The following is a 22,191-nucleotide window of genomic DNA, read 5'->3' as shown; positions in this document are numbered from 1 at the left end:
CAGGGATCAATAGTCATACCGGACAGGGAGATGAGCTGTCCGCCCAGCAAGAGATCAACTGACCGCTCACCCGGACGGGCTGATGTCCGTGGACAGCCAACCCCGAGCTGGAGTTGCGCAGGTGGTCCCCAGCGGTGCGGGGTTGAACCGTCTGCGCAGGTCATCCCCCCGGCGGGAAGCTGTGGTCCCCGCAGGTGCGGGGGTGAACCGCTGGGCTACTCCGCGCTGTCGGACAAGTCCACGTGGTCCCCGCCGGTGCGGGGTGAACCGTAGCGACCAACCTTCTGCCACTCCTCCCTGGGGTGGTCCCCGCCGGCGCGGGAGTGAACCGACGGGCCTGCCATGGCCGGCCGTGGTGCTTCTGTGGTCCCCGCCGGTGCGGGGGTGAACCGCGGCGTCGCCGGGTGCGTGATCGTCCTCAACTCGTCGTCCCCGCCCACGTGGGGGTGAACCGCGGCGCTCGCAGGCGATGTGGTGGTAGTCGGCGTTGTCCCCGCCGACGCGGGAGCGAATCGGCAATCAAGGAGGCGTAGAAGAACGTCTGTGAGGTGTCCCCGACGGTGCGGGGGTGAACCGACGAACGCCAGTGACCTGACCCGGGCCCATCTGTGGTCCCCGCCGGTGCGGGGGTGAACCGACGTACAGGCGGCTGATCACCGCCCTGCGCCTGTGGTCCCCGCCGGTCCGGGGTGAACCGGACTACCGGTTCTGGGGCGAGATCCCGTCGTGGTGGTCCCCGCCGGTGCGGGGGTGAACCGAACAGCTGCCTCCAGGACGTCGCCCAGCACAAGTGGTCCCCGCCGGTGCGGGTGTGAACCGACACCGTCGGGCCCATCAACGTCGGCTGGGGAGTGGTCCCCGCTGGTGCGGGGGTGAACCGTAAATGCGTCTGCCGATCCGTCACATCGCCAAGTGGTCCCCGCCGGTGCGGGGGTGAACCGTTCAACGGGCTGAGCGGGCCCGTCTACGTGCAGTGGTCCCCGCCGGTGCGGGGGTGAACCGTCCACAGCGTGACGGCCACCCAGATGCGTCGCGTCGTCCCCGCCGGTGCGGGGGTGAACCGGCGAGGAGGAAGACGACCGCCGAGCACAGGGCGTGGTCCCCGCCGGTGCGGGGGCGAACCGACCAAGGTGGACGCGGCCGAGGCCCTCGTCACGTGGTCCCTGCCGGTGCGGGGGTGAACCGGCGCCGATCAGCCGCAGCGACCACTTACGGCCGTGGTTCCCGCCGGTACTGACACCCCGTCCGGCCGCGGAAGTCGGCGGCGCCGAGGGCGCCGTGACGCGGGTGACGCTCAATTCCCGCACGACGGCCGCGCCGGGTTTCGATCCCGTCAAGCACCGTACGCTCCCCGCCAGTTGGCAGGCTTCACGGAAAGTACTGAAGAGCCTTCGCCCTCCCTGGAGCCAGCGGTCCCACCAGCGCCGGATGAAGCCCTCGAGCCGACGTACAGGGTCAGTGCGGCCTCCGTTTGTTCGCCCGCGAGGAGTCGGCGGGGTGGACGGAGAGGAGCCTGGTCGCTTTGACGATTGATCGCGGCTCGCGCGGAGCTGGCCGGCGTCCGGCTGTACTACCAGGAGTGCGTCCGTGCTCTTGGCGAGCGGAGGTGACCGTGGTGCCCTCCCGAGGTCATTGGCCTGGCGTAGTGCCCTCAGCGCTCTCGTCTGCTCGCTGCATGCTGCTTGGGCAGCGGCGCTGGTGTTCGTCCTCCCAGACCTTGAGCAGGATGTGGTGGTCGGCGCCGCAGGCGCGGGCGAAGCGCATGGCCAGGTGCCGGCTGGGGAAGAGGCTGCCGGACAGGACGGCGGCGACGTGTGCCGGATCCGCCCCGAGGAGGCGGACGATGTCGTCGGCGGTCAGTCCGCTGTGGCGCTGGATCTGTTCCATGACCAGGCCGATGTGGGTCGCTCGGAGGAATGCGGCGCGCGGTATTTGATGCATGTGCAGGACCCCGCGTGTACTGGAGAGTTGGTCATCGGGTGGGTGAGGGGTGCCAGCTGGCCGGCACCCCTCACCGTGGTCAGTGGGGCTGGTCGCAGAGGCTGTGGTCGTGTTGGTGGCGGGCGAGGCGCAGGCCGAGCAGGACGAGGGATCCTGCGGTGGTCAGCCAGTGCCCGTGCGGCTGCATGAACAGCAGATGGCCGGCTTGCCCGAGTGCGAGCTCGAGGCAGTCGCTCAGGCACGGCTCGCACACGCGGATGCGTGCGGGGCGGGGGCGGGCGTGGAGCGGTTTACCGCGTCGTCGCCGGGGGGAGGGGTCCAAAGCGCTCTCCTGGATGGAGGGTTGTGGACACGGGCCCCGGCGGAGGATTCCCACATCGCTGCTGCCGGGGCCTGGTGCCGCCCGGTCTGGTGGCCGGGCGCGAACGACGGTAGGAGAGACGGGGCAGGCCGTCTGGCTGTTCGCTGCAACGCAGCGCGCTCACGTGTCCGACCGCGGTGCCCGGAGGCGGGTTCGCCTGTTGTGGCGGCGAGTTGAGCGTTCGATCGCTGTGGTCCGTATGAGCCGGGTGTGCTTCTTCTTTGCACTGGTGAGGGGGGCGCCCGTCTGGGAGCTCGGACGTGTGTGCGGGTGTGTTCGATCGGTTCGCCGGAGGTCAGGCCGTCTTTGGATGGCGGTGTGACGGTGCGATGAACGCGCCTGGTGCGCCAGCGCATTTGCAGGCAGCCCGGTGGTTGATTTAAGACATTGTTGCTTCAAGCAGGCATATCTGTCGGAAGGGTGGTGATCCTTCTAGTGTCGGACCGAAATGCAATTGCATTCGGGCAACGGGGTGTTCGTTCACCGCAGGAGGTCGCCTGGTGGAGAAGCCGACGCGTGTTCACCGCTGTCCCGCAAGCGGCGGTCAACGAGGCCAGATCGTCTGGCGGAAGAGTTCGCACAGCACGCCCAACGGGGCCTGTCTGGAGGTGGCGGAACCGTCCGAGGGGCAGATCTGGTTCCGTGACTCGAAGGTGCCCGGCGGCCCTGTGGTCGCCGTATTCAGGGAGGCGGCGTCCGCCTTCACCTCCGCCGCGGGGCGCGGAGAGCTGTAACCGGTCCCTGGTGTGCCGCTGCCTGGCCGTGTACGCAGATGCAAAGGCGGCGTGTCCGGGCGGCGGCCGGCCGGGCAGGGTTGCCGGAACTGGTGGTTCCGTGAACATGCCCGGATGCTCAGGTGCTCGCAAGCCGAAAAAGTCATTCAGTGCTCGACATTCCCGGTGACCGGCCAGTAGTCAGGAGCACAATGCAAGTGCATTCCGCCGCTGACGTGGGCGGACGGTCGCGGGACGTCGGGGAGGACCATGGTGGGGGAGCAGTCCGGACCTGGGCAGAGCAGGGTCACGGACTTAGGGCAGGACAAGGCGCACAGCGCGCGGATGTACGACTACTTCCTCGGCGGGAAGACCAACTATGCCGTGGACCGCGAAGCGGCCGAGAACGTCAGGCGTCACTTTCCCGCGGCCGAGACCGCGGCGCGCGTCAACCGGGCCTTCATGCACCGCGCGGTGGCCTGTCTCGCCCGGCTGGGAGTACGCCAGTTCATCGATGTGGGCACCGGGATACCGACCTCGCCCAACCTGCACGAGGTCGCCCAGGGCGTTGCGCCGGAGTGCCGGGTGGCCTATGTGGACAACGACCCGATCGTGCTCGTCTACGCCGACGCCCTCCTCGAGGGCACGGCCGAGGGCAAGACCTGCTACGTCCAGGCTGATGCGACCGATCCGGCTGCCGTCATTGACGCGGTCAGGAGCGAGGGCGTCATCGACTTCGGGCGGCCGGTCGCGCTGAGTCTGCATGCCCTGCTGCACTTCGTCACCGGCGATGACGAGCCCTACCGGATCGTGCACCGCCTCCTGCGGGAGCTGCCGCCGGGCTCGTACCTGAGTGTGTCGCACGGTACCGGGGACTTCGCGCCGGAGGTCTGGCAGGCCATCGTCGACGCCTACACGCAAGCCGGGACCCCCACCCAGGTGCGCACCCGGGCGGAGGTCCTGAAATTCTTCGACGGCCTGGAGCTGATCGAGCCGGGCCTGGTCGTCGGGCACCGCTGGCGGCCCGAGCCGGGCAGCGGCCCGAGCCTGGTGAGCGACGCCCAGGTGTCCCTCTACGCCGGTGTGGCCCGCAAGCCCTGAGCCAGGGGCGACGGGCTGCTCAGCGGCCGTAGTGGCGCGCGAGCAGGTTGCTGATCCGGCGGCGCGTGTGACGGGGCGCCAGCGAGGCGTACAGCAGCGCGTCGAATGCCTTCACCCGCTGGTCGACCGCCTGATCGTCCTCGATGATCAGGCCCCCGTCGAATCCCTCCGCGTAGACGAGGGTGGGCAGCATGCCGGCGAAGTCGAAGATCGTCGTCGGTCCCAGGTCGACGGGCAGGTCGCACTTGCCCAGCTCGGCAAGCCGGAACTGGTAGCGGGGGTCGGCGGACAGTTCCAGCAGGTGCTCGAGCTGTCCGCGCATGATCTGTGGGGATCCGAACGGCCGGAGCAGGGTGGCCTCGTCGATGATGAACATGCCGTGCCTGTCCGCGGACGCGTCGGCAAAGCGCGCCGTGCGTTCCTGGCGCAGTTGTGTCCGGGCCTCGCGCTCCTGGGGGGTGCCGCTGCCCCGGTTGATCACGGCCCGGGCGTAGGCCGGGGTCTGCAGCAAGCCGTGAAGCTGGAGAGGCTCGTACGACCTGATCCGCTGGGCCATGTCCTCGAAACTCACCACGGCCTGCAGGTACTTGGGCGCTGCCCACGACCACGGCTGCCACCAGGCCACCTCGCTGGCCCCGGCGGCCAGTTGCCGCAGCTGCTCCTGCTCGGCGGGATCGCTGATGTCGTAGCGCTCGAAGAACACGGGCAGGTCACGCGCCTTGACCTTGTGGTGCCCGCTTTCGATCCGGCTCACCTTCGAGGGCGATCCGCCCAGGGAGCGGGCCACCTCGTCCTGCTTCAGGTTGAGGCTGTCGCGCCGCTTTCGCAGGGCGTGGCCCAGCATCATCCGCTTGCCGGACGGCACAGCCTCGTCCTGCAGGTACCGCACCCGGCGGCCGGCCTTGGGGCTCTCGGTCTCGCCTGGGTCCCCGGCCCCTGCCAACTGCTGGACCACAATCGCTCCTTGACACTACGAACTCAGAGTGAAGCTATCGGCGCTCATCGTGCACGAACCGCTCGGCTTCGGCGGCAGAATCGTAAAAAAGTCCAACATCGTTTGTGTGTGTGACCGGCGTCGCTCGCCCCACACGAGGTAAGCGAGGGCACACGTGCCGCGTCAATGTGGCGCGCGATGGCGCGAGTTGGCGCCCCGTCGGAGCGAGGCTTCCACCGTGCCTCGCGGCGATGCATCGCGACAGCGTGGCTGGAATGCACCTGCCAGCGGGCTGGGTGCTTTGAGGGGATGCCCGGTCGGGCCGGTCATCGGGTGACCCGGAATGGAACAGGTCGGTGCAAAGGTGCCGGCGCCTGCCACGGCGTGCGGCCAGTGCCGGCTCTCACGATGGTGCGGTCCCGGGCGCAGCCTCGGACATCCTTCAGCAGCCGGGTTCGGGACTGAACCCGGACGACGCGGTCGTCCTGCGGGGCGGGTGAGCATCGCCACCCGGGCCTGCCCCTGACCCGTCTGCCGTGTCCGGCGTCTTCCGGGTGTTGCATAACTCGACGAAGCCTTGTGGAACCCAGGACGCAACTCCGGTTCGCTGTATAGCCTTAAGAGTCAAGTTATCCGCGTCAAAATGGGGCGAGTTCGGGCCCGGACACAGGTCAGGGGCCCGGTTGGTGACCGAGCCCCTGCGGCTGGTGAACGCTTCCTGGCTGCCGCCTCCGCGCAATACCAGTGTGCGGAGGCGGTTCAGGACACAAAGAGGTTGACGAGCCGGGTCGTCACGGCCGACGCCAATGCCGTCAGCCAGATCAGTCCCACACTCCGCCACCCCGGGCCGCGGAAGCAGTCCGCTGCCAGCGGCGTAACCGCGCCGTCCACCGGCGCAGCGTGACCGCCCGTCCTTCGCGCTGTTCCAGCTCCTGCGAGCGCTGTGACATCTGGTCGGTTGAACGGAAGCACGGGGTGAGAGAGACGCGGATGTGCCACTGCCCTGCACGGTCAGCCTACGAGCAACATGACGGCGTGTGCGGGGAGTTGAGCGAAGTGGCCTCGAAAGTCATAACTGGGCGCAGGACGGCCGGTCCGCAAGCTGCTTGTGCGAGATCGGATAGGGCGCCGACGGCGCGGGCGGTCATCGTGTGCTTGCGGATGCGGGTACCGAAGAAGGAGAACCGGCAAGGGTGAATGACCCGGATGGTCGATGGGTGCCTGTTGGCCGGCGTGGGCCGTGGGGCGTGTTATCGGGTGATCCGGGTGCGGTGGTACGCCTTGACCATGGCCAGAAGTTGTCTGCGCTCCGGCACCGACATGCCGTCGGCGTAGGCGGCCAGGGCGCGGGCCTGGCCGGAGCGTGCGGCTGGTGGATCTGCGGTCGAGGGGACGAGCGCCTTCCTCGAGCCTGTCGAGCATCTCGTGGAGCAGCTCCGTTGCCCGCTCGCGTTTCATGGGGACTCCTCTGCCGTACCACCGGTTCGACCTTATGGGCCAAGAGCTCCGGCGAGCGTGCGCTGAAGAGTGAATCCACGGGCGTCCCAGTCCTCCGGGCTGCCGGGGCGGGGCGCTGCGCTGGCGATCAGCGCAGCGCGCCTGTGTGAACGCGCAGGCGGACGGCGTGCGAGTGGCTCCGCGGCAGCCCCGTGTCCGCTTGAGCCATGGCTGTGTTCGCCGGTCAGCGCGGCCGGCCGGCCTGGCGTTGCGTGCCGGGCGGCGCGGTGGCGGGGCGCACCGTGGTGTGCCGGGGCGTGCCGGGACTTCACTGGCGGCGGGTGCCGATGCCATGGGCGAGTTCTCCCGCAACGGCGGAGAGGAGGCCGACGGGGGTGCAGGCGGAGGCGCGCATGGTCCAGGCGGGGTGGTTGATGCTGGGGCCGGCCCACAGGGCCCAGGTGTCGAGGAGCTTGGGGTTGTGGGCGGCGAAGGCGTCGAACTGGACGCCGGCCTGGCCTTGTTCGGTGTTCCAGCGCATGCAGCGTCCGTCCACTACAGGCGTCCAGCCGACGTCCGCGAGTGGGCGGACGGCCTCGCTTACGGTCGTCTCGATGGGGGTGCCGAGGGCGGTGTCCTCGGCGTCTCCGGCGGCGAGGGCGGACAGCAGGGGACCGAGGACCGGTGCGGGGACGGTCGAGGTGAGGGCCATGTGCCACATGCGTTCGCTGACCGGGCCCTCGTAGGCGGCAAGCGTCCATGTCGCGTCCCGGGGGTCGGCGTCGTGGTCGAAGAGGATGCGCAGGTCAGTGAGCGTTTTCAGCGTTGCCGCTCCAGGGTGAGGACGGCCTTGGTGATGACGGTCATGCGGTTCGGGCTGATGCGGGCCTTGCGGAAGATCTGCCAGGACTTCAGCCGTGCCATGCCGCGTTCGACGGGCGCTCGGGCCTGGGCGAGGGCGCGGTTGACGGTGCGCTGGTGAGGGTGAGTTCACCGCCTGGTGGGCGTTTGAGGCCGGTGGTGACCCAGGGGCCGGCGCCCTGGTAGGCGCGGTCGGCGAGGATCGGGACACCCTGGCGCTCGCAGATCCGGATGATGCGGTGGGTGCGGGCCGCGGTCAGGTCGTGGGTGCGGCCCGGCAGTGCGGGCGAGATCCACAGCAGGTTGTCGGCGGGATCGGTGACGACCTGGATGTTCACGCCGTGCCGGCGGTGCTTGGCGGAGTAGTCGGCCCGGCTGTCGTCGACGCGGTCGCACTCGGCGAGGGTCCCGTCCAGCACGACGAAGTCCGGGTCGTGCTCGCGCAGCGTCTTGAGCAGGCCGGGAGCGAGATCGGCGAGCAGGCCGGTGACGGCGGTGACGTATGCGTGGGCGGTGCCGACGGATATCCCGAACCCGGCCGCGATGCGGGCGAGGGCGTCGTGGCGGCGCAGGACACCAGAGCGACGAGCGCGCGCTGGTGCGGCGGGAGTTTGCAGCGGCGGTCACCCTCACGGGTGACGATGAGCATCGTGACCCACTCGACCAGGGCGTGCGGGAGGTCGAGTGCGGCAGGATAGGGAACCAACAGGGCTCCTGTCCCGGCGGGTTGAGACTTCGAACACCTCCCTCAACGGCACGGGGGCCTTGTGCGTTGCGGTCCGCACCTCGTAACTATGGCGCCCTCGAAGGAAGCCCAGGGCCACCCCGCCCGCGAGGCGGGCACCGGACCCGCCGCCTGAGCGGAGAGAAGTGCCAGGAAGGGGGACACGGATGGTGATGACGGGCAGGCAGCGCCGGACTGGTGGCAGTGCGTTGGCGGGCACGACGCGGACGGTCCGGCGGGTGGGCTTCTCCGTCACGGGGTGCCATACGCCGGCTCGGCGGAGGGGTGCGTGTGCCGCCGTACGACTGTGGCGGCCTGGTCCCGGTGTCCTGGTGCACAGAGTACGGGGACGTGGTCGGCCCGGTGATGCCTCGAAAATTGCGAGAACCGGCACCAATAGCATGAGCACTGCGGAGTAGTCCGCAACGAACTCGATGATCTGGGTCCCCCGCGACATCTTGCCGGACTTGTGAGGCTCACAGAGGCGGAGGCAAACCGTCGCCTGCTGGAGCAGCTGGCCGCGGAGCGGAACGGCCCGAACCGGAGCCGAGTCCGGGCTACGTCTACCAGTCGGCCGTATTAACCTCGTGTTGAGGCTTCAAGCCCCTAAATGTATTGTCCAGTACTTCCCAGTGCGCCCAACCTCCTGTGGCCTCTACTTTAGTGTCGCCCATGAGTGCTCCCTGCCAAGCCTCGTGAGAGAAAGGTTCGAAGAGATCGCCCCAGTAGTGTCCTGTGATGCCGTCACTCCAGGCGATGTTGAAGTCGACGTGTTCTCCCTTGACCGTGCCTTCGAGGGAGTTACTTACGATGTTGCTCCCTTCAATAGAGGCGTAGCCGCTGAGCTGGTTACCGTCCTGATTCCAGATGACGTTGACGTGGGCACCATTACTCTGCCGAATCCTGTAGCTACCAGAAATGTTGATATTTGTATCTGTCATTTCGGCACCTTCGTCCTGGCCGGTTAAGCCGTGCTTGCCTTCTTTCAGCCTAGCGTCCGGTGCAGTCGTATGCATGTTTTGGACATGAAGCTGTGGGTCAAGCAGCGTCTGGAGGTCACTTTTGGGATCGTGAAGTTGTTTGTAGGCACTCAGGCTCACCGCACGGCTGACCTGGCTGAGGAGATCGGAATCAGCCCGCAGGCCGTACTTGACGCCTCTCAATGCAGGCGCTGACTGAGGTTTTTCAGAGCGCCACTGATCGGCTGACTCCGACGGGGTGCGCAACGCGCGAGGCTCCCGTGCCGTTGGAGGAGGTGTTCGAAGTCTCAACCCACAGGCACAGGAGCCGCGTTGGTTCCCCATTCTGCCGCACTCGACCTGCCGCACGCCCTGGTCGAGTGGGTCACGATGCTCATCGTCACCCGTGAGGGTGACCGCCGTTGCAAGCTCCCACCGCACCAGCGTGCGCTGGTCGGCCTGGTGTACCTGCGCAAGCACGACACTCTTACCCAGGTCGCCGCGGGTTTCGGTATCTCTGTCGGCACCGCCTACGCCTAAACGGCAGCCGTCATCAATCTGCTCGCCGACCGCGCGCTCGGCCTGCTGCGAGCCCTGCGCGAAGCCGACCCCGACTACGTCCTGCTCGACGGCACCCTGGCCGAGTGCGACCGGGTCGGCGACAGCCGGGCCGACTATTCCCGCAAGCACCGCCGGCACGGGGTGAACGTACAGGTGGTGACCGATCCAGCCGGACAACTGCTGTGGATATCGCCCGCACTGCCCGGCCGTGCGCACGACCTCACCGCGGCCCGCGCCCACCGGATCATCCGGATCTGCGAACGCCAAGGCGTCCCCGTCCTCGCCGACCGGGCTTATATGGGAGCCGGCTCGTGGGTGACGACACCCCTTCGACGCCCACTGGGCCGCGAGCTCACACCGACTCAGCAAACCGTCAACCATGCGCTGTCCGCGGCCCGGGCACCGGTCGAGCGCGGCATCGCACGACTGAAGTCCTGGCGCATCTTCCGCAGATCCCGGTGCAGCCCGAATCGAATGACGTCAATCGCTGCGGCCGTCCTCACGCTGGAGCGGCAACGCTGAAAAACCTCAGTGACTCATGGTTGGCGATGGTGGTGTGGTCTTCCCAGGTGCGTTCCCTATCAAGTTCAGCGTGTTGAATCTTGGCCTTGCTGCATGACTTCATTGGCGGGCGTCTGGGTTGCGAATACCGTGCGTGGCGACGGCGGCGATGCTGATGATGATGACGAGTTCGGCCCAGAAGAACGAGGCGTAGTCGAGCCAAGAGCCGATGGGCGGGCTGCCGGGCGCGGCGTTGCGCAGGCCGACTAGAGCGAAGAGGGTGGCGGCCATCCAGCCCATGGCGGACCAGACCAGGCCCAAGCGCCGGCTGATGATGATCAGGGCTGCGCCCGCGATGGTAAGGCTGAGTGCCCACATGTCGAAGAACATGATCGACGCGAGGATCAGTGTGCCGTGTGAGCGGTCAACGTTTCCCTTCAGGCCGACGACGAATTGACGGTCTCCGACTGAGTTGAGGGCAGTGAGGTGGAAGAAGGGGTCCTCGTTGGTGAGTGACACGGAGACTGGCAGCGGGGTGGCCTGGAATTTGGCAGCGAACGCGATTGTTGTGCTGTAGCTGTCGAAGGGATAGTCAGAGATAGGCCCGCCGACGAGGCTGACGGTGATGTCCTGGGCGGAGATGATCCGTCCAGCCGCGTACGTGAGGTCGGTCTTGAACAGGGAAGTGGGGTAGAGGACGAGGTCGTGGGCCGGGATCTCGTTACCGCCAACTGATCCGTGTGGGACGGCCAGCACTCGCATTGTCAGTTGGTGGTTGGCGGCGTCGACTTTCTGCACTGTTACCTCGACATCAAGCCGATTAGGGGATGCGGTGTCCCCGATGAGGGCCTGGCGGCTGCTGTCCCGCTCGTTGTCATACATCAGCGCACCTGCCGCTGCGCAGATGGCGGCCAGTAGAACGCCGATCGTGATGCACATGATTGGGAGGAGCCTGCCGCGCCCACGGGGTTTGGTCACGGGAGCACTCATCGAAGTTCACCTGCACGCTTCCGTGAGCGCCGCGTTCGCCGCCTGGGCTCCAGGATCTGCGAGATCGCGGTGTCCGCCTCGGCACCGCCGTTGTCCCGGATCCAGCGGGCTAAGCCGTTATCGCCAGCCGGCGTGCCAGCCTGCTTCCATTGCTCTTTGAGGGGTTCCTCGCCTTGTGGTGAGAAACGTGTATCCGCCAAGTCCTTCAAGAACGACAGCTTCAGCTCGGAGGGGAGGAATCGGAGCCGAGCCGTCAGTACTCTGGAGGCGTGCGTGCCGCCCGACTCAAGCGTCAGCGCGATCTCCGCAAGCTGGTCGAGGAGGAAGTTTGCGCGCCGCTCTGTGATCAAGTCACGGCGTGAGCGTAGAAGTCGGTACATCGCGACCAGCACGCCGGATACGGAGGCCGCGAGGACATCGCCCAGCGACAACTCGTTCTTCCACGTCATGATCCAAACCTACGGACTGCCATCTCCGGAGCCCCGAAGGCGCGCATCCTGACGCTTCCGATCTGGACAAGCGGGCGAACGCCACCCGAAGCTACCCCGCCACGCCGGCGTTGATCGATAACGAGATCGCCCCGGGATAGCGCGAGGGCGACGACTAGGCCGGGCCAGGACCTTCCTGCGCCAGACCTTCGGGTTGCTCAGCCGGTCGGGGCGCAGGCCGCGCAGCCGCGCGGCTGGAGTCACTAAGGGCTTGCAGATCATCAAGGTGTTGCTTCCCGCCCTTGGATTCGTTGGCGTGGTATGCGCATCCCGGATGAGACTCGTGCCCAACTCGCCGTGAAGTTCGCGGTGTTGTTCCCGCATCTGGACGAGCGGCAACGGCGGCTGTTGATGGCCGCTGAGGCCCGAGGGCTGGGACACGGAGGCATCCGGGCCGTGGCGCGGGCGGCCCAGGCGAGCGAGACGACGGTCCGTAAGGGCGTCTTCGAACTCGAGGCCGGAGAAGATCCGTTGGGGCGGGTGCGGCGCCAGGGCGGAGGCCGCAAGCGAGTCGCCGATGTCGACCCCGGGCTGCGGCCTGCACTGCTGACTCTGGTCGAACCGGATGTGCGGGGAGATCCGACGTCGCCGCTGCGGTGGACGGTGAAGTCCACCCGCATCCTCGCGCGGGAGCTGACCCGCGCCGGGCACCAAGTCAGCGCTGACACCGTCGCCGACCTGCTACGGGAGGAAGGCTTCAGCCTGCAGGCCAACGCCAAGACCATCGAGGGCAGCCAGCACCCGGACCGCGATGCCCAGTTCCGTTACCTCAACGAGCAGGCCCGCGCGCACCGGGACACCGGCCAGCCAGTGATCAGCGTGGACACCAAGAAGAAGGAACTCGTCGGCGAGTTCAAGAACCACGGCCGTCAGTGGCGGCCGGCCGGTGACCCGGTGCCGGTGCAGGTCCATGACTTCACCGACCCGCAGCTGGGCAAGGCCATCCCGTACGGAATCTACGACCTGGCAGCGAACACCGGCTGGGTCAATGTCGGTACCGATCACGACACCGCCGCGTTCGCTGTGGAGTCGATCCGCCGTTGGTGGCACGGTCAGGGGCAGGACGCCTACCCGCAGGCGACACGACTACTGATCACCGCCGATGCCGGCGGCTCCAACGGCTACCGCACCCGCGCCTGGAAACTCGAACTCGCCCAGTTCGCCGCCGAAACCGGGCTGACCATCACGGTCTGTCACCTGCCGCCGGGCACATCGAAGTGGAACAAGATCGAGCACCGGCTCTTCTCCCACATCACCATGAACTGGCGCGGCCGCCCGCTGACCAGCCACGAAGTCATCCTGCAGACCATCGCGGCGACCACCACCCGCACCGGACTGCGCGTGAACGCCGCACTCGACACCAATCACCTACCCGACCGGCGTCCGCATCGGTGACGCGGAGATGGCCGCTCTGCCGCTGACCCGTCACGCCTTCCACGGCGACTGGAACTATGCCCTGCACCCCCAGCGCCGCCCTGCCCTCCCGGCAGCCCGAACTCCACACACGCCGGAGCCGGAATGGCATCAGGCCCTGCTGTCGGATCCCGCGCTAACCGGGATGTCCCGGCAACAACTGGACGACCTCACCAAGACGTTGGCCCCCGACGGCGATACCCAGCGCGGCCGCCCGCCTCGGCTCTCCTTCCCCGAACAGGTCCTGGCCACCGTGCTCCACCTGCGGGTTGCCCTGGCCGCCGAACCTCTCGCCGTACTGTTCGGGAGCAGCCGCACCGCCATGCATCGCACGCTCTTGAAGAACAGACGACTGCTCAAGGCCCACGGCATCGTGATCCCACCTGCGACGACCCCACCCGACGCCCTGTCGGTCCTCCAGGCTCGGGTCCACGCCCAAGCCAGCACACCCAGCAGCAAGATCAAGACGACGCGTTAATGATCTGCAAGCCCTTAGGGAAGAAGACAAGGAAGCAGGTACCTGTCGTGCTCGGGCACACCCCACTGGCAGACCGGCGACAACAGAAATCGGATCACCCGGGTCTATCCCAGACCGCTCTTCACGGTCTGCCAGGTCCTCCCAGCCCGTCAGGATCGGTATTCGGTCAGACACCACCCGGGTCTTGCATACCCCAGTAGGTACGCCAACCCGGCACAGAACCACCCCTGTTGGATCAGCTTCAACACGCTGATTCAACAGGGAAAGTCCTGTACTTCTCCCAGTCGTCGTTGTTGTCGAGGAAGATGTTGAAGACGGCTTCGTGGTCGCCGGGGTCGGCGGCGTAGGCGGGTACCTGCTCGACCAACGGCGCAGCGTCGTCGGTCGGGGTGGTGTCGGGCGGGGTGAGGCTGGTGCGGGCGTGGGCGGTGTGGCGTTCGGTGTCGGTCATGGGTGCGGGTCCGGGGCGTACGGCCTTGCCGTGAGCCTGTTCGAAGGCGGTGAGGGCTTGGGCCGGTGAGGCGAAGGCGCTGGTGACGTGACGCAGGTGGTTCTCGCCGTGCAGGTGGACGCTCTTGCCGGTGCCACGGTAGGTGCCGACGGCTACGGTGTTCTACGGGGTTCTTACAGGTGTGGTGTGACGTGGTGTGAGTATTCTTCGTTGGTGCGTGGACGCTCGTACTCGCGGGGTGTGGCTCTGTGGCGGGTTGTTGCATGATCCGTCAGAGCACCGGAGTTTCACATGCGGGCTTTCCCTGTGGTCCTGCCCTCGGGCACGCGGTATTGGACCGTCCTCGATGACGACCTCGTGGTCGTCCCCGTCGCCGACAGTTGGGGGCGATATCAGCGCTTCGGCCGAAGCCGGGCCGAACTCACGACCAAGACGAATGCGGGAGGCGCGGCGCTCTACCTCCGTTGGTGCAGTGCGACCGGCCGCGACTGGAGGAAGGCCGCTCGTGACCTCGGCTTGTTCATCGTCTGGTAGAAGCACACTCCTTCGCGAGCGGATGACGACGGTCCTGTCGTTGTCCGGTCCGGTCCGGGTGGCACGCCGGTTCGGCGCGAGCGCCGGATCAACGTCGTGCTCTCGGCAACCCGCGGGTTCCTTTCGTACGCGGTCTCGATCGCCAAGGCGCCGCGGTCTGTACTGGGGCAGCTCTATGAACTGGGCGACAGCCGACCCCGCGCGCGGAGGCTCAGAGGGAGGAGTCCGGGCTGTTCTACCGGCTCAGGGCCCGTCACCGGCTCCAAGAGCCGGAGACCGACGTCGATCGGGCTTCCGACGAGGAGATCGTCGGCATGTTCATGGAGTGCCGCTGTGCCCGCGATCGTCTCGTTGTGTTGCTGCTGGGGCGGGTCGGGCTCCGGCGCGGGCAGGCAGCGGGCATCCATCGGTCCGACTGCCACATGCTGGCGGACTCTCGTGCGCTCGGATGCGACTACAAGGGGCCCCACATCCACGTGCGGCGCCGGGACAACGCCAACGGCGCATGGTCCATGTCCCGCGAGTCCTGGATTCAGCCGGTGGACTTCCTTGTCGTGCAGGGCTACGACCAGTACGTCGATGAGCGGTTCACCCTGCTCGGCTCCGGCGGCAGCGACTTCCTCCTGGTGAATCTCTTCCGCGGAGTGCTCGGGGCGCCGATGACGCCGGAGGCGATCTATGAGCTGTTCGAGCGGCTGACGCGGCGGGCGGGGCTTTCCAGGAAGGTGGGGCCGCACTCGGCCCGTCGGGCGTTCGGCAGCAATGTGTCGGACGCCGGTGGCGAACTCGACGAGGTCCAGGCCCTGTTGGGGCACAAGCACCCCGAGTCGGCCCGCCCCTACGTGATCCCGGATCGAGCCCGGCTTCGGGAGGCGGTGGAGCGGGTTCCGTCTCCTCGGGCACTGTACGGGCGAGGTGAGCGCTGATGCCGGCGATCCCCCTGCCGGTGCGGCCGCCGACGAATGCCGCAAGGACCCAGGAACTGATCGAGGCCCTGGACGCAGAATTCCTCGACCTCATCTCCTGGGACTGGGAGCTGGGCGTTCTTCTCTACCCTTTGGACCACCCAGTGATCGGGATGCCGGAGTGCCGGGTGAAGGGGTGCGACAAGGGGTACGAGAGCTGGGGCCCGTTGTGCTCCGGCTGTCGCATTCGCTTGAACAAGTCGGGACTGAGCGTCGAGGACTTCCTCAGCACCCATGAGCGGTACAACGTCGTCCACGTCCGCCAGGAGCTGTGCCGGCTGCCGGGTTGCGGGCGGCCGTGGCGTAGCCCGACTGCGGCTCTGTGCCAGAACCATCACTACCAGCGGAAGCATCGGCTGAAGATCTCTCTCGACGAGTTCCTCGTCCATCCTCTCCCGCAACCGCTTCCGGGACATGGAGCGTGCGGAGTGGCGGCCTGCCTGCGTCAGCGGGTCACCCCGAGCACGCCGTACTGCGACGCGCATCGGCAAAAGCTCAGCAAGGCGAAGCTCACCGGCACCTTTGACGGTGACGAGGAGCTGTGGCGGCTGACGGCTCCTCCGGTTCACATGGGCCGCGAGGTCAGTATGCGAGGGCTTCCGCGACGGTTGGTCGCCGAGCTTCTGTACTGCGTGCAGCAGCGCACCGCGAGCGGCGTGCGGACGTTCGGGCACTGGCTGCGGATGATCTGCGACCGACTTCGTGTGCTGAGGTGCGAGACCCTCGACGACCTCGGAGATCCGAAGGCGGCGGGGCTGAAGGACCACAACGTCTCGCTGGTCACGACCATGCGCAGGCGAGCCCGATCCGACAACGAACTCCGAAATTCTCTGTATGACCTGCGTCACAACAGCATGACTCTGCCCCCATTCCTCCCCCAGCACCGCAGTTGACTCCTACCACCGGCTTACGGCCAACCCGGTCCGCCGTCAGTCCACATCACTGCCGGACTTAACAACTACCGGTAATCTCCGGAACCGATGCGCTGGCCCTTCCAGATCATGTAGTTGGGGAGCAGAGTGGGGGAACGTCGCTAGAAAAGCGAGGCTCGCCATGTCTGTGGTTGCAACCATTCAGGGACGAGTAGCTGTTGGCGAGCCGGGTAGCACGGTTCGTCAAGTCGTGGCCGTCGAAGAAACGCTCGCGAGCTACCGGCTTGGGGGAATCGATTCGCATCGAACAAGCTGGCCACGGGTCCGTGCCGTAGGGGCCGCGGAAACAGACTCTGAGGGTTGCTTCGAGATCGAGTACACCCCTGCCGTGGCCCCGCCTGACGCTTGTGATTGGAGGACATCCGTCCGGATTGACGTGTACGACGGCCCCACCCTCGTATGGAGTAGCCCCGCGCGCACCCCTGATCCAATCGTCGAATTCCACCAGGACAGTATCCCAACGACCCCAGATTCCACACTCGACAGCTGCACCGTGCACGGACAATTCACCTCGTGCGGCCGGCCAGCAGCCAACCTCGATGTCGTTGTCACCGAGAAGGCGACCATTGGAATTGATCGACCAGGTGAACCCTGCATCCCTCATAGCCACACACGCCACGTTGGCCAGACCCGTACCGACGCAGAAGGCTTTTTTGCAACAACTTTTCAACCGACTGCGGATACCGGACACTGCGGATTCCCATCGCATGTACGGGTTGAAATCCTGGACGGTCCGACGCTCCTCTGGCGGAGCCCGTTCCGACTGATCGCAGCGGATGTCACGGTGGCTGGTGAGATCTTCCCGGACTGCCCATCAGGAGCATCCGTCGTGCGCGTATTTGACGACGCTGGCGTTCGGGTCGCAGGAGCAGATGTGTATGTAGACGGGGCTCACGCGGGCGCCACTGGCCTCAGTGGCGAACTGCACCTGGTGCCCTCGCTAGCCGCTGGACAACTACTTGTTGCGCGCAAGTTGCTCCACGAACAACCATCCGAGCGTCCGGGACATGCGGGTGGCGGGACGGCCGACTGGGCCTACCGCGTGTACTCAACCAGTGTTCGCGTTCGGTATGACACCAACGGGGATAACGCGAGGCTGCCACTCTTGTCCGTCAACGATCCGAGCCAGCCAATTGATCTGCGAGTCCAGCGCCGCAACACGCTCATTGGTTTCAACTTTAGAGTCTCGATTGAGTGGGACGCCTCGCCTGTGGAGCGCGCACGCCTGCACGACCGACTCGTCGAGGTCTCCGAGCTCCTCTACAACGCGACTGACGGCCAATTTTTGATCGAACGCCTGAACACTTCCGAGAGTGCCGGCGGGTGGGACGATGCCGATATCCGCATCTACGCTGATCTCAACCGGAAGTCCACCGCCAGAGTCGGCGGCGTGTTCGACAGCACAGGCAAGGTCAGCATGAACCCCGATGACGCCCTTTTCAGTGGCGTAACACTTCACGAGTTAGGCCACTACGCACTGGGAGTCCGAGATGAGTACGAGGGGGACCATTGGGACCCTGCTAACGGCCCCGTTCGTTGCACACTGCAGAGTTCCGACTCAGGAGGCCCGTTTGCCTCCGGAGGAACAAAAGACTCCTGCTTTATGCGGGGAGCACAAGAAATGAATAAGAAGAAGCTCTGTTCAGATCATCCCGACAACCCGCATATCGGGGGTACGGACCAAGGGTTACTGGACTGCTGGAGCAGCGTGCTCAGCCGCTATAGCGAGGACCGGTGGCGCCTGCAAACTCCCTCCGCTCGTGGTGTCATAGTTGGTCGTTTACGCGACTCCGGTGTACCGATTCAGCGCACAACACAACCAGAAGGAGCCGACACAAGGGTCCCGAGTTTCATCCCCGTCGCCGACTGGAAACCGTTCGTTCGTTCAGTGCGCGATCATCGAGGAATTCTCGTGAACGGTGTCGTCGTACGCGCTGAGTTCAATGGCACCCCAGTACGCCGACAGAAGGTATGGCTGCATCAGCATACAAACGGTCGTCGGCTCCTTCAGGGCATGACAAGTCGCTCGTACAACAAGGCATACGGAGTCACTACGGGCGACGGTGAACTTCCACTGCGCGGCGCCCACATAGACGACGAGATATCCGTCATGGGCGCCGCTCCCAATGGCGGGATCCTCCTCGGCAAGGCCACCATTACCCGAGCAGAACCACACACCTTGGTGATAGCCCTGCGCCGTCTTGTCTTTCCGTTCCCTGTAGGGCTCAGGCTGAGCCCCGTCGGCGCCCTGAGTATCGAGGTGCAGGCTACTGACGCGGCGGCGACCTTCGGCCGCCCACCCGACATCTACGTCATCAGCGGTGACGCGGCGGCAGGCACCTCTAGTTACACACACCTGTGGCCTGCGGTTGGCACCTCCGCTGTCGGCGGGCTTCCACGTGAGGGCACTGGAGTTGTCGCCGTCGTCGCGCTAACTGCTGAGGGTGACGAGATCGTAGACGAACGCGGTGTGGCCTTTGGCGCCATAGACGATGAGTCGACGACGTTCGAGAGCAGTGATGGGCGCCTCAAGGTTCGTCTACAGGCCGACACTTTCGACGCCGCCCACCAAATCATGATTGAGTCGCCTGGCGCAGGTGCACCCACCCACACCTCACTCGGAGAGATCGTATCGGGCCCGTATCGCGTCACTTGCACGCCAAACGATGCGTGGGCCCAGGATGCGACGCTGCTCTTCCGGCTACCTTCGGTGGAGGTTCCTACCCAAGATCCAGATGGGTGGGTCAGTTCCCTCGTCGTGGCAGAACTGCCACACCCCGATGGGAAATGGTGTGAACACGGATCGGCTGGGTGCATCAATCCTGTGTTCGTCTCCGCACTTGTCGATCACGCAGGAACCTTTGCGCTGGTCCACAAGAGCTATTGATCCGCGATGACTTGTCCCGGCGCCGCGTGTGTGAACGGCGGCGATTTTCTCCAGGTACTGCGCCAGAGAATTCCCCGTGGGGATCCCGGTGTTGCGCCTACACGACCAGGGGGACGCCGCTCGTCCCCGGCCCGCCCGACAGCTGCCGGATCTTGGGGGTCGTGGCGGGCTGTCCAGGATGAGCGCAGCTCACCGCGGTAGCGGCGCCGTAGGCGTCCTTGACCGGCCGCCACGACCCTCGACACTGCTCAGGCGGGCGGGCCGCCCTCAGCCTCACCGTGCAATCGAACGTCTGCCTGGGGAAAGTGGCGAGCGCATGGGGAATTACGCCGCTGCTCACACGCGTGCGCATCTCACCTGCCGTGCCGGTGCCGGGCAGTAAGCAGTTGGGGTCTGCAGTCGGTAAGTGAGCAGCCGAGTGGAGCCGGCGGCGCGGTACGAGGCCAAGTGGTAGACGCCGTTGCCTCAGCGACTCGGGCCACCTAGTAGGACTCCGTTAGGTCTATCCGTCGGGCCTGTTCCGGAGCATGTTGGGCGTGTGGACGCACATGAAGTGAACCGTGTTCGGGCGGAGTTGGCGTTCTTCGTGGCAGATGTGTTTGCGTCGGTGCCGCGGAAGGACCAGCGGGCCAAGGGTGACTGCTATCTGCGCGGACTGATGCTGGACGGCCGCCGCAAGTCCATTCAGGCGATGGCTTCGCGGCTGCCGGACGGCAACGAGCAGAACCTGCAGCAGTTCGTGAACCAGTCCACGTGGGATCCGGTGCCGGTACAGCGGCGGCTCGCCGAACGCATGCTGCCGTTGATCAACCCGACGGCCTGGTGATCGACGATGTGTCGGTGCCCAAGGACGGCCGGATGTCGGTCGCCGTGGCCCCGCAGTACTGCGGGGCCTTGGGCAAGCGGGCCAACTGCCAGGTCGCGGTCAGCGTCCACGCCGCCACCGATACCGCCTCCTGCCCGCTGCAGTGGCGCCTGTTCCTGCCCAACGAATGGGCGTCGGACACCGGCCGCCGCACCCTCGCCCGTATCCCGCCCGATGTCACGCACCGCGAGAAGTGGCGCCTGGCGTTGGACATGCTCGACACACTCGCCGGCTGGGGCATGACGCCGCCGGTTGTGGTGGCCGACGCCGCCTACGGCACCAACGCGCACCTGCGGACCGCACTGTCCGAGCGCGGACTTGCCTACGTCCTGGCCGTCCGATCGGATGTGAGCACCCACCCCTTCGGGGCCAAGCCCGTGGCCCCGGCCCGCAACGGGGGCATCGGCTGCTGGCCCCAGCCCCGCTACCGTCAGGCCGCACCGTCGCTGGCAGCACTGGCCGCCGGCCTCGGACACGAGGCATTCACCTCCCTCACCTGGCGGCACGGCTCGAGAGGGGAGTTACGCTCCCGCTTCGCCGCCGTGCGCGTGCGCCCCGCCGGCAAAGCAGTCGAGCGCCCCATCAAAGCCGCGGCCTCGGCCGAACAGGGCTGGTGGGACGGGATCCTGCCCGATTGCTGGCTGCTGATCGAATGGCCTGCCGAGGCCGAGGCACCGACCGATTACTGGCTGTCCAACCTGCCGCCCGACACTGCGGTCGCCGACCTGGTCCGTCTGGCCAAGGTCCGCTGGCGCATCGAACACGACTACCGCGAACTCAAACACGGCCTGGGCCTGGACCACTTCGAAGGCCGTTCCTGGCCGGGCTGGCACCACCACGTCACCCTCGTGACCGCCGCCCATGCCTTCCTCACCGAACAGCGCCTGGCCCCAAAAGCGCCCGGACTGGTCTCACCCTCTACCAAGTCCTCGACGCCCTCCAGGACACCCTGAGGTGCTGGACCGGCGTCTGCACCACCTGCCACCAAGCCCTGCCCGCCAGGACACCCACAACGCCAAGATCGAGAACGACCTAACGGAGTCCTACTAGGGCCTGTCTGATGGGTCAGTGACGACCAGGCGCGAGGAGTCGTTCCAGGGCGTGTGGGGCGGGGTGATCTCAGTGACGCGGAGTGGGCCAGGCTGAAGCCGTACTTGCCGAGGAACGTCGGGCGGGGTGGGTGTTGGAAGTGTCACCGCAGGGTGATCAACGGAATTCTGTTCCGGTTGCGGACCGGTATCCCGTGGCGCGATCTGCCATCCCGGTTCGGTAAGTGGCAGACGGCATACGACAGGCATCGACGCTGGTCGGCGGACGGCACATGGGAGAAGATCCTGCGGACCGTCCAGGCCGACGCCGATGCACAGGGGCGAATTGACTGGTCGATGGCGAGCGTGGACTCGACAGTCTGCCGGGCCCATCAGCACGCCGCGGGCGCCCGCCACCAACCCCCGAAAGTACCGGGCATGCGAGCCCGGCCTGCTCGCCACCGGGACGACGAAGGGCTCGGCCGCTCCCGCGGCGAGCTTACCACGAAGGTCCACCTGGTCGGTGAAGGCGGCCTGCGCCCCTTGGCCTTCCTGATCACGCCTGGGCAGTGGGGCGACGCGCCCCAGATGATCCCGGTCCTGGACCGCATCAGCGTCTCCCGTCCCAACGGCGGCCACCCGCGCACCCGCCCGGACCACCTCAGCGGCGATCGCGCCTACAGCTCTCGGCGTAATCGCCGCTACTTGCGCCGCCGACAGATCAAGCACACCATCCCCGAGCCAAGGAACCAGCAGGCCAACCGCCTACGGCGCGGCAGCCGAGGCGGCCGGCCCACCAGCTTCGACAAGGCCCGCTACGTCCGCAGGAACGAAGTGGAGCGGCTGATCGGGAAGTTGAAAATCAACCGGTCGGTTGCCACGAGGTTCGACAAGCGGGCCTACATCTTCCACGGCACAGTGACCATTGCGGCCATTCGCCTGTGGCTTCGTGCATGACCCGTCAGACGAAACCTAGGCGCGGGGGTGTCGTACGCGGGACAGGTGGTCCGGCCTGCCGTGAGATGCGACAGAGGCACGCACGCGAGACCGGCCAGGGCGTTGCCCGT

At 66.6% G+C, this 22,191-nt stretch carries 15 protein-coding genes and 4 pseudogenes; 10 read left to right on the top strand and 9 right to left on the bottom strand.

Going from position 1 to position 22,191, the window contains the following annotated elements:
- Positions 1 to 1,629: 1,629 nt before the first annotated feature.
- Entirely contained in the window at positions 1,630 to 1,941 is a 312-nt protein-coding gene (locus ACFY10_RS52500; RefSeq protein WP_390672527.1) for a helix-turn-helix domain-containing protein, read from the bottom strand.
- A gap of 79 nt (positions 1,942 to 2,020) precedes the next feature.
- Positions 2,021 to 2,263 (bottom strand): hypothetical protein, encoded by a 243-nt coding sequence (locus ACFY10_RS52495; RefSeq protein WP_390672526.1) that lies wholly within the window; start codon positions 2,261 to 2,263, stop codon positions 2,021 to 2,023.
- A gap of 539 nt (positions 2,264 to 2,802) precedes the next feature.
- On the opposite strand from ACFY10_RS52495, the gene ACFY10_RS52490 reads away from it, so the two are divergent.
- Together ACFY10_RS52490 and ACFY10_RS52485 are read left to right on the top strand one after the other, a co-directional pair.
- The gene (locus ACFY10_RS52490; protein WP_390672525.1) at positions 2,803 to 3,036 is read left to right on the top strand and encodes a DUF397 domain-containing protein; all 234 of its coding nucleotides are present in this window, start codon (positions 2,803 to 2,805) and stop codon (positions 3,034 to 3,036) included.
- A 249-nt stretch (positions 3,037 to 3,285) separates the two neighbouring features.
- On the top strand, positions 3,286 to 4,116 hold the full coding sequence (locus ACFY10_RS52485) for an SAM-dependent methyltransferase (protein WP_390672524.1): 831 nt from the start codon (positions 3,286 to 3,288) through the stop codon (positions 4,114 to 4,116).
- Between the two features lie 19 nt (positions 4,117 to 4,135).
- Here the strand turns inward: ACFY10_RS52485 and ACFY10_RS52480 are convergent, their stop codons facing one another.
- From ACFY10_RS52480 to ACFY10_RS52465, 4 genes and pseudogenes are all read right to left on the bottom strand, one after another.
- On the bottom strand, positions 4,136 to 5,071 hold the full coding sequence (locus tag ACFY10_RS52480; RefSeq protein ID WP_390672523.1) for a helix-turn-helix transcriptional regulator: 936 nt from the start codon (positions 5,069 to 5,071) through the stop codon (positions 4,136 to 4,138).
- A 1,744-nt stretch (positions 5,072 to 6,815) separates the two neighbouring features.
- A complete protein-coding gene (locus ACFY10_RS52475) occupies positions 6,816 to 7,286 on the bottom strand; it encodes a DUF317 domain-containing protein (RefSeq protein ID WP_390672529.1) in 471 nt (156 codons plus the stop codon).
- A 20-nt stretch (positions 7,287 to 7,306) separates the two neighbouring features.
- Positions 7,307 to 8,054, bottom strand: a pseudogene (locus tag ACFY10_RS52470) (transposase family protein).
- Positions 8,055 to 8,635: 581 nt separating this feature from the next.
- A complete protein-coding gene (locus ACFY10_RS52465) occupies positions 8,636 to 9,298 on the bottom strand; it encodes a hypothetical protein (protein WP_390672522.1) in 663 nt (220 codons plus the stop codon).
- A gap of 66 nt (positions 9,299 to 9,364) precedes the next feature.
- Here ACFY10_RS52465 and ACFY10_RS52460 point away from each other — a divergent pair.
- Positions 9,365 to 10,114, top strand: a pseudogene (locus ACFY10_RS52460) (transposase family protein).
- A gap of 99 nt (positions 10,115 to 10,213) precedes the next feature.
- On the opposite strand, the gene ACFY10_RS52455 reads toward ACFY10_RS52460, so the two are convergent.
- Together ACFY10_RS52455 and ACFY10_RS52450 are read right to left on the bottom strand one after the other, a co-directional pair.
- Entirely contained in the window at positions 10,214 to 11,032 is an 819-nt protein-coding gene (locus tag ACFY10_RS52455; protein ID WP_390672521.1) for a DUF4436 domain-containing protein, read from the bottom strand.
- 47 nt (positions 11,033 to 11,079) lie between these two features.
- The gene (locus tag ACFY10_RS52450; protein ID WP_390672520.1) at positions 11,080 to 11,532 is read right to left on the bottom strand and encodes a hypothetical protein; all 453 of its coding nucleotides are present in this window, start codon (positions 11,530 to 11,532) and stop codon (positions 11,080 to 11,082) included.
- Positions 11,533 to 11,832: 300 nt separating this feature from the next.
- On the opposite strand from ACFY10_RS52450, the pseudogene ACFY10_RS52445 reads away from it, so the two are divergent.
- Positions 11,833 to 13,462 (top strand): annotated as a pseudogene (locus ACFY10_RS52445) (ISAzo13 family transposase).
- Between the two features lie 241 nt (positions 13,463 to 13,703).
- Here ACFY10_RS52445 and ACFY10_RS52440 read toward each other — a convergent pair.
- Positions 13,704 to 13,913: a hypothetical protein gene (locus tag ACFY10_RS52440; protein ID WP_390672519.1), complete on the bottom strand. Its 210-nt coding sequence runs from the start codon at positions 13,911 to 13,913 to the stop codon at positions 13,704 to 13,706.
- A 291-nt stretch (positions 13,914 to 14,204) separates the two neighbouring features.
- Between ACFY10_RS52440 and ACFY10_RS52435 the strand changes: the two genes are divergently transcribed.
- The 6 genes and pseudogenes from ACFY10_RS52435 to ACFY10_RS52410 all read left to right on the top strand — a co-directional run bounded on the left by ACFY10_RS52435 (position 14,205) and on the right by ACFY10_RS52410 (position 22,081).
- The gene (locus tag ACFY10_RS52435) at positions 14,205 to 14,447 is read left to right on the top strand and encodes a hypothetical protein (RefSeq protein WP_390672518.1); all 243 of its coding nucleotides are present in this window, start codon (positions 14,205 to 14,207) and stop codon (positions 14,445 to 14,447) included.
- Between the two features lie 314 nt (positions 14,448 to 14,761).
- Positions 14,762 to 15,373: a tyrosine-type recombinase/integrase gene (locus tag ACFY10_RS52430; protein ID WP_390672517.1), complete on the top strand. Its 612-nt coding sequence runs from the start codon at positions 14,762 to 14,764 to the stop codon at positions 15,371 to 15,373.
- Positions 15,373 to 16,305: a hypothetical protein gene (locus ACFY10_RS52425; RefSeq protein ID WP_390672516.1), complete on the top strand. Its 933-nt coding sequence runs from the start codon at positions 15,373 to 15,375 to the stop codon at positions 16,303 to 16,305. The genes ACFY10_RS52430 and ACFY10_RS52425 overlap by 1 nt, the downstream gene beginning before the upstream one ends.
- Positions 16,306 to 17,449: 1,144 nt before the next feature.
- A complete protein-coding gene (locus ACFY10_RS52420) occupies positions 17,450 to 19,231 on the top strand; it encodes a hypothetical protein (RefSeq protein ID WP_390672515.1) in 1,782 nt (593 codons plus the stop codon).
- Positions 19,232 to 19,769: 538 nt separating this feature from the next.
- Positions 19,770 to 21,049, top strand: a pseudogene (locus ACFY10_RS52415) (IS701 family transposase).
- A 150-nt stretch (positions 21,050 to 21,199) separates the two neighbouring features.
- Positions 21,200 to 22,081 carry an IS5 family transposase gene (locus ACFY10_RS52410; RefSeq protein ID WP_390672514.1) on the top strand — a complete coding sequence of 294 codons (882 nt, stop codon included), beginning with the start codon at positions 21,200 to 21,202 and terminating at the stop codon, positions 22,079 to 22,081.
- Positions 22,082 to 22,191: the final 110 nt, after the last annotated feature.

The organism is Streptomyces sp. NPDC001401 (assembly GCF_042895385.1).
In the GTDB taxonomy this organism is placed as follows: domain Bacteria; phylum Actinomycetota; class Actinomycetes; order Streptomycetales; family Streptomycetaceae; genus Streptomyces.
Note: the sequence above shows the minus strand (reverse complement) of the source record. Positions and strands in the feature narration are given on the sequence as shown.

Bases quoted from the DNA above. Each gene is read 5' to 3' on its own strand.
- ACFY10_RS52500 (WP_390672527.1), bottom strand. From the start codon at position 1,941: ATGCATCAAATACCGCGCGCCGCATTCCTCCGAGCGACCCACATCGGC.
- ACFY10_RS52485 (WP_390672524.1), top strand. From the start codon at position 3,286: ATGGTGGGGGAGCAGTCCGGACCTGGGCAGAGCAGGGTCACGGACTTA.
- ACFY10_RS52455 (WP_390672521.1), bottom strand. From the start codon at position 11,032: ATGTGCATCACGATCGGCGTTCTACTGGCCGCCATCTGCGCAGCGGCA.
- ACFY10_RS52450 (WP_390672520.1), bottom strand. From the start codon at position 11,532: ATGACGTGGAAGAACGAGTTGTCGCTGGGCGATGTCCTCGCGGCCTCC.
- ACFY10_RS52440 (WP_390672519.1), bottom strand. From the start codon at position 13,913: ATGACCGACACCGAACGCCACACCGCCCACGCCCGCACCAGCCTCACC.
- ACFY10_RS52435 (WP_390672518.1), top strand. From the start codon at position 14,205: ATGCGGGCTTTCCCTGTGGTCCTGCCCTCGGGCACGCGGTATTGGACC.
- ACFY10_RS52430 (WP_390672517.1), top strand. From the start codon at position 14,762: ATGTTCATGGAGTGCCGCTGTGCCCGCGATCGTCTCGTTGTGTTGCTG.
- ACFY10_RS52425 (WP_390672516.1), top strand. From the start codon at position 15,373: ATGCCGGCGATCCCCCTGCCGGTGCGGCCGCCGACGAATGCCGCAAGG.